A 5,873-nucleotide genomic window follows, 5' to 3' on the forward strand; every position below is an offset into this window, starting at 1 on the left:
GGAGATACCGGAGCCACTGGTGAAAGCATCAGAGTTTATAAAGATAGCGTGCATAGATATATAAGCTTTACTGGGAGGGATACTGAGGAGTATATTACTTTTGATGAAATAACTGGACCAAAAGGTGATACTGGAGCTAGTGGTGTTAAAGGAGATACTGGGGATACTGGACCTCAAGGTGTTAAAGGAGATACCGGTGACACAGGAAGTAAAGGTGACAAAGGGGATACTGGTGACACTGGCCCTGTTAATCTTGCAGGTTCTTTAGACACTTCCGACACTACAAATGCCATAAAGAATGCACCGGTAGCTACAGCTATTGAAAACTTACAAACAGCCATTGGAACAATAACATCCACACAAACAGCTAACTTAAATTTATTGGGGAGCTAGATTAAAATGACTTTTACACCACCAGACCTTTCAGAAGTTCTAACAAAAGAACAGACAATGAATTCAAGACTGACAACCTGCCAAAGCAATTTAAGAAGCATATTGACAAAAGAGGAAATCGGTTACACTCAGGGAGATGGAGTTATTCCATTAATCCGAAAGCTGCCGGTTCCACAATTGGCAAGCCTCGGCGTTAATATGTATAATAAATTTTCAACAGGTGCAAATCTTCCTGCTGTCATCACTGCCAAAGACACTGACGGAAATGAAATGGCAAACGTTAATGTTAATGTATATAGAATAGATGAAGGCTCATATGGTGATGTGGCAGTAACATCTTTAGGAACAGTAACAACAGGTAATGATGGTACTGCTACTGTTAGTGTTCCTATGCCGAATGATAAAGGATATTTCACAGTTCAGGCAAGAGCTGGAAACATAATCGGTAAAGATATTGGAGCATATTGCACTACAGCACTAAATGCCGATGACACATCATATTCAACATTTTCAATATTCTATGATACAAGTGCAGGAGGGGATGTGGAAGTAATGGAAACTGAAAACTGGGGAGAGGGATTTGTTGATGTCGTAACTTCTTCTCATGCAGGATACAGTGGAAATTACTTTGGAATCAAATTCACAGATTTAGGCAGCTTCGATAAAACAACAGTTAAAGACCACAGGTTCATTGCCATATTGTCAGACCGTGGAAATGGAACAAAAACAGATTTCATGGCTTTCGGATTAGCTTTCAATATTGATTCATGGGCTAATTTAGGAATCTGTGCAGGTGCCAAATATTGGTATGGTGACGGAACAGGAAGTGCAGGATACAGACAGGAATATGTCAATATATCATATATGTCTTCACAGGACGACGGATCCCCAGAAAGTGCAGGCAAAAAATTCTATGATACCAATATCGAAAGCGGATACGCTTATGCAACTGTAGCTGATGAATATGCTGACGACCCGACAGTTCAATATCCAAACAGCTATACCAGACACGGAGCATGGTCTTTTAATCCGGATAATCTGCCTTCAGGCACAGCTTATCCTGCAATCATATTCAACAAATCAGCCAGCAGCTGTTATAGAAGTTTAAGATTCTACGGCATAGGAGTGATTTAAAAATGAGCATAGCTAGCAATGCAATAGATGAAAACTCAAAACTGGGATTGGCCAGAACATTAATGAGAGAGAAACTTGCAGCCAATGGAATTTACTATAACAACCAGGACAGTATATTCCAGCTTGTGAGAAGATGGAACCTGAAATACGCTGATGTCAGTTTCAACACTCCTTACTCAAGTGAAATTTATGCAGGAGCAGATATTACAGTGGGGGCAACAGTAACCGACCCGTCAACTGACGATCCAATTTCAGGAATGCCAGTAACTGTAGTTTCACAAGACCAAACCTATAATCTCATAACAGATAGTAACGGTGAAGCCTCAGTAACATTGACAGTTGGTGAAATAGGTTCAACATTTTCAGGAATTGTTTATGCAGGAAAAGAAAGTGATGACTGGAGCTATGAAGTACCAGCATTTGTAGACTTTTACGACTATGCAGATTCCGGAGATACCGGATTATATGATATAGTTAAATATCCAACAGACATTACACATTCATTTGAAATTGTAGAAGTAAGCTATACTGGAAATTATGACTTATCAAAACAGACAACAGCTGCAAGCGTCGTAATGGCAATACCAAATGTATATTCAAACGGTATTGGTGGAACTAATGGAATTCACATGAGCGTTGCCTTGCGCCAGAAAAAGGACAGCAATCAGGGATGGGGAGATGCAATAGCTTTAGTCAATTCCAAATCATTAAGCCATTACAGAGATACAAAAATTCTGGAACTTGGTGCTTATCCCGCTAAGAAAGGACTTAAATATTCCACATCCGACCACGTAATAAGAGACGTTAATGTTTCATCAGGACAATTGACTTTAGACTCACAGCTGTATTATTTTGATTTGTATTATGATAACGGATATGTTAAAGCTACAATAAGGCATGGAACTACAAATGATTTCACATATGAGGCCGATATTTCAGATAAGATAACATTTGATACCTTCTATCCTGCAGTAATCATTTACGATGCTGGAGGACGCATTCAATGGGAAAGCATGGACGTGGAGCCATGGACACATGAGGGGGAATAAAATTATGGCAGAAACAGAATGGATAGCAATCGGAAAAGTTACTGGAGATACCGGGCCTAAAGGAGATACCGGAGTTGGAACAACAATCAAGGGAAGCTACAGTTCATTGGAGGAATTGATTCAGGAACATCCAACTGGTGCGGATACAGATTCGTATTTAGTGGACGGTAATCTTTATTTCTGTAACGGCAGTCAATGGGAAAACGCAGGAAGCATAAAAGGAGAAACAGGACCTGCCGGACCCAAAGGAGATACAGGTGATAAAGGTGATAAGGGAGATACTGGTGCGACAGGTAGTAAAGGAGACAAAGGCGATACTGGAGCAACTGGTGAGAAAGGACAACAAGGACCTAAAGGAGATACTGGAGATACAGGAGCTACTGGCGATACTGGACCGGCCGGGGCAAAGGGGGACACTGGAGCTACTGGCACTGGCATTACTATTAAAGGTTCATATGATACTTATGAAGAATTAGTACATGATCATCCGACCGGTAATGTTAGAGACTGCTATCTTGTAAACGGATCTCTTTATGTCTGGAACGGAACTGCATGGCAAAACGTAGGAAATATAAAAGGAGACACCGGTTTACAAGGTGTTAAAGGTGACACTGGTGATACTGGACCTCAGGGTGTTAAGGGAGATACTGGAGCTACAGGCGCAACTGGAGCAACAGGAAGTAAAGGTGACAAAGGCGATAAAGGAGATACCGGTGCAACTGGTCCGGGCAGTGATGAGGAAGCTGGATGGAAGTTACCTGTTGATAAAATACAAACCACAACAACATTGCCGACAGGTGTCAGTAAAGGTTATCGTGTAGCTATTGTAACCAGTTCTGTCATGGCCATTAAAGAGTATAATGGAAGTTCCTGGGATAGTGAATCACTTGATCCTTATTCAGTAATACCGTTAAAGCATTCCGGAAGTATACAAATGTATTTGGTAAAATCAACAGGGCCAGTATATATGGGTGTGGATTATGGAGTCTTTGGAAAATTCAGATTCATGACACAAGTAGCATATGATGCCTTAAGTAGCTATGATGAGGATACAATTTATTTTGTAAGAAGTTCATAAGTGATATCATGGAACTTTCAGATGAAATCTTAATAGAGATTAGCTACGTGCAAATGTCTAAATACCGAATAAAAGTAATGAAAGCTTTGGAGGGGGAGGTTAAAATACCAAGTGTCATTGCTAAAGATTCAGGGATTAAGACAAATCATATTTCAAAAATTCTTTCAGAGTTAAAAGCACATGAGTTGGTTGAATGTATTAATCCTGAAGTTAGAAAAGGTAGGTTGTATAGGTTGACAGATAAAGGAGATATAATAATTAAAAATTTAGAATAATTATTCAAAAATTTCTTTAACTTCATTACCTATTTCTATTAATTCATTTAAATCTTTTCTAAACATATTTCTATGGCTATTAATATCATTTAGAGGCATTGGAATTTCATGCATGGGTTTCCCATCTAAGTATATAGTATTATAAGGTGTTTTTTCAGAAAGAGCTTTTGCAGCATCAGAAACTTCATCACATTTAGCATAAAAATTATTTATTTTATTTATTTCTTCTTCTTTGAATATGCTTGGAATAAAATTAATTAAATTAATCCAATTTTGATTAGTCCATATTGGAAAATTAGGCATCATGTTATAAAAGTTAAATACTTCAGGATATCTTTTGTTTTTTTCAATTTTGATTTCTTCTTTTAAATATTTGTCTCTAAATTCTTCAAGAGAATTAAGAATGTGATTAATTTCAGATTTTATAAGTGCATTAGCTCCATTTTTTCTTTTATTAAATTTATACCAGGATATGATTAATGCAAATGTTGCTGAAGCAATAGCACCAACAATTGCTCCAATTATCGATCCGATTATTGTAGGGTTAGTTAATATTTCAGTAAACATATTATCTATATTAATTAAAAATTTGTAGGTATATTTGTACACATATCAATATTAGGTTAACTATGCTTACTATTAGCATAGCTTTTGCTAGTTTAACATTGTCTTTTGTTAATTTTAATGTTTCGTTGTTTAATTCTGTTGCTCTTTTTTCACTTTCTTCAACAAAATTGAGTAATCTAACATTGCTTTTTATTACAGAAACTTCAGAAGGATGGCAGAAATTAGGATGTTTCGGCATTGGTGCATATGGATTAAATCCACTGCCAGTATATTTTTCTTCAAATCTGCACTTTTGGCGAAGGTTATTTAATTGTTTACATTCATCATAAGCAATACAATATTTGATTTGATATATGTCTTCATCTTTAATTTTATCAGCGCATTCTTCAGAACATAAATAATAACTTTTGTCACTATTTGTAAAGTATTCCTCAGGGTCAATTTTATTATTACATATTTTACAATTCTCAATTTCAATCATTGTTTTTACCTATTTCTGTACTGGTAATAATTCTATTTAATAATAAACGTAAAAAAGAAATATTGGATGAAATTTAAATAGTTAGTGGTATGCTTTAGGCCTACCTTCTATTCGTCCAATATAAATGCAATTATTTTCTACTTTAAAACAAATCCTATAATCTCCTTTTCTAGCTCGTTTATATTTAGGATATTTTTTTACTTTTTCATAGCGTATGTCTTGGGGATTTTTCATTATTTCTTCTAATTTTTTACGGATTATCTTATAAGCTATTGGATTTTTCTTTTTATAATTTTTCAATTGTTTTAAAGCAGAGTGCTTAAATTCAAGTTCCATATTAATCATCTAGGTAAGCGTCAAGTTCATCTAATGAAGAAAAGTGAACTCCTTCTCCTTTTTCAAATTCTTTATCTGCTTCAATTAAATCTTTGATTTCCTGATACTCTTCATAATCATCTAAAACTTTGGAAATGATGTCATTAAATGAATCATTTTTATGGCCGATGTCTGCTAATCTTTCATGATTTAATAAACTGACTCTGATAGATTTTGTTTCCATTTTATATCACCAATTGTATGTTTGTTCTTGGATGTATATAAAGTTAACACAGTATACAATGTATACATTATCAACAAGGATTTAAATTACACTCTATAATTATATCAAAAACAAAGAATTTCACTTCATATTTGTTTTTAAAATATACATAGGGCATATCTGTTTCAATAACATTTTAATATAACTCTATTGTATTATTCCTATTCTATCAGTTATTTTTGATTTTTAATCATTAATGCAATCCTCACTAAATTTTAAAAAAAGTAGCTATAATATAGTGATATTTATATATTATAAGTAATAAATTACATAATAAAGAATTTAAGTGGAGGACATA

Annotated in this window: 8 protein-coding genes and 1 pseudogene; 5 read left to right on the forward strand and 4 right to left on the reverse strand. The window is 35.1% G+C overall.

Going from position 1 to position 5,873, the window contains the following annotated elements; genetic code table 11:
- From UIB65_RS07635 to UIB65_RS07655, 5 genes and pseudogenes are all read left to right on the forward strand, one after another.
- Positions 1 to 393 (forward strand): annotated as a pseudogene (locus tag UIB65_RS07635) (hypothetical protein); the annotation flags it as partial.
- Between the two features lie 6 nt (positions 394 to 399).
- Positions 400 to 1,527 carry a hypothetical protein gene (locus UIB65_RS07640; protein WP_330040717.1) on the forward strand — a complete coding sequence of 376 codons (1,128 nt, stop codon included), beginning with the start codon at positions 400 to 402 and terminating at the stop codon, positions 1,525 to 1,527.
- Positions 1,528 to 1,529: 2 nt separating this feature from the next.
- Positions 1,530 to 2,576, forward strand: a complete 1,047-nt coding sequence (locus UIB65_RS07645; protein WP_330040719.1) for an Ig-like domain-containing protein — start codon at positions 1,530 to 1,532, stop codon at positions 2,574 to 2,576.
- Between the two features lie 4 nt (positions 2,577 to 2,580).
- On the forward strand, positions 2,581 to 3,654 hold the full coding sequence (locus tag UIB65_RS07650) for a hypothetical protein (protein WP_330040721.1): 1,074 nt from the start codon (positions 2,581 to 2,583) through the stop codon (positions 3,652 to 3,654).
- Between the two features lie 8 nt (positions 3,655 to 3,662).
- Positions 3,663 to 3,929, forward strand: coding sequence for a transcriptional regulator (locus UIB65_RS07655; protein ID WP_330040723.1), 267 nt, complete (start codon positions 3,663 to 3,665; stop codon positions 3,927 to 3,929).
- Here UIB65_RS07655 and UIB65_RS07660 read toward each other — a convergent pair whose 3' ends face one another.
- The 4 genes from UIB65_RS07660 to UIB65_RS07675 form a co-directional block, all read right to left on the reverse strand.
- Positions 3,930 to 4,496 carry a hypothetical protein gene (locus tag UIB65_RS07660; protein ID WP_296879030.1) on the reverse strand — a complete coding sequence of 189 codons (567 nt, stop codon included), beginning with the start codon at positions 4,494 to 4,496 and terminating at the stop codon, positions 3,930 to 3,932.
- 10 nt (positions 4,497 to 4,506) lie between these two features.
- The gene (locus tag UIB65_RS07665; protein WP_330040725.1) at positions 4,507 to 4,977 is read right to left on the reverse strand and encodes a hypothetical protein; all 471 of its coding nucleotides are present in this window, start codon (positions 4,975 to 4,977) and stop codon (positions 4,507 to 4,509) included.
- 81 nt (positions 4,978 to 5,058) lie between these two features.
- Positions 5,059 to 5,313: a type II toxin-antitoxin system RelE/ParE family toxin gene (locus UIB65_RS07670; RefSeq protein ID WP_296879034.1), complete on the reverse strand. Its 255-nt coding sequence runs from the start codon at positions 5,311 to 5,313 to the stop codon at positions 5,059 to 5,061.
- Between the two features lies 1 nt (position 5,314).
- Complete coding sequence (locus UIB65_RS07675; RefSeq protein WP_330040727.1) at positions 5,315 to 5,536, reverse strand: hypothetical protein; 222 nt, start codon at positions 5,534 to 5,536, stop codon at positions 5,315 to 5,317.
- Between the last annotated feature and the right edge of the window lie 337 nt (positions 5,537 to 5,873).

This window comes from Methanobrevibacter sp. (assembly GCF_036307625.1).
Taxonomy (GTDB): Archaea; Methanobacteriota; Methanobacteria; order Methanobacteriales; family Methanobacteriaceae; genus Methanocatella.

Bases quoted from the DNA above. Each gene is read 5' to 3' on its own strand.
- UIB65_RS07640 (WP_330040717.1), top strand. From the start codon at position 400: ATGACTTTTACACCACCAGACCTTTCAGAAGTTCTAACAAAAGAACAG.
- UIB65_RS07650 (WP_330040721.1), top strand. From the start codon at position 2,581: ATGGCAGAAACAGAATGGATAGCAATCGGAAAAGTTACTGGAGATACC.
- UIB65_RS07660 (WP_296879030.1), bottom strand. From the start codon at position 4,496: ATGTTTACTGAAATATTAACTAACCCTACAATAATCGGATCGATAATT.
- UIB65_RS07670 (WP_296879034.1), bottom strand. From the start codon at position 5,313: ATGGAACTTGAATTTAAGCACTCTGCTTTAAAACAATTGAAAAATTAT.
- UIB65_RS07655 (WP_330040723.1), top strand. From the start codon at position 3,663: ATGGAACTTTCAGATGAAATCTTAATAGAGATTAGCTACGTGCAAATG.
- UIB65_RS07665 (WP_330040725.1), bottom strand. From the start codon at position 4,977: ATGATTGAAATTGAGAATTGTAAAATATGTAATAATAAAATTGACCCT.
- UIB65_RS07645 (WP_330040719.1), top strand. From the start codon at position 1,530: ATGAGCATAGCTAGCAATGCAATAGATGAAAACTCAAAACTGGGATTG.
- UIB65_RS07675 (WP_330040727.1), bottom strand. From the start codon at position 5,536: ATGGAAACAAAATCTATCAGAGTCAGTTTATTAAATCATGAAAGATTA.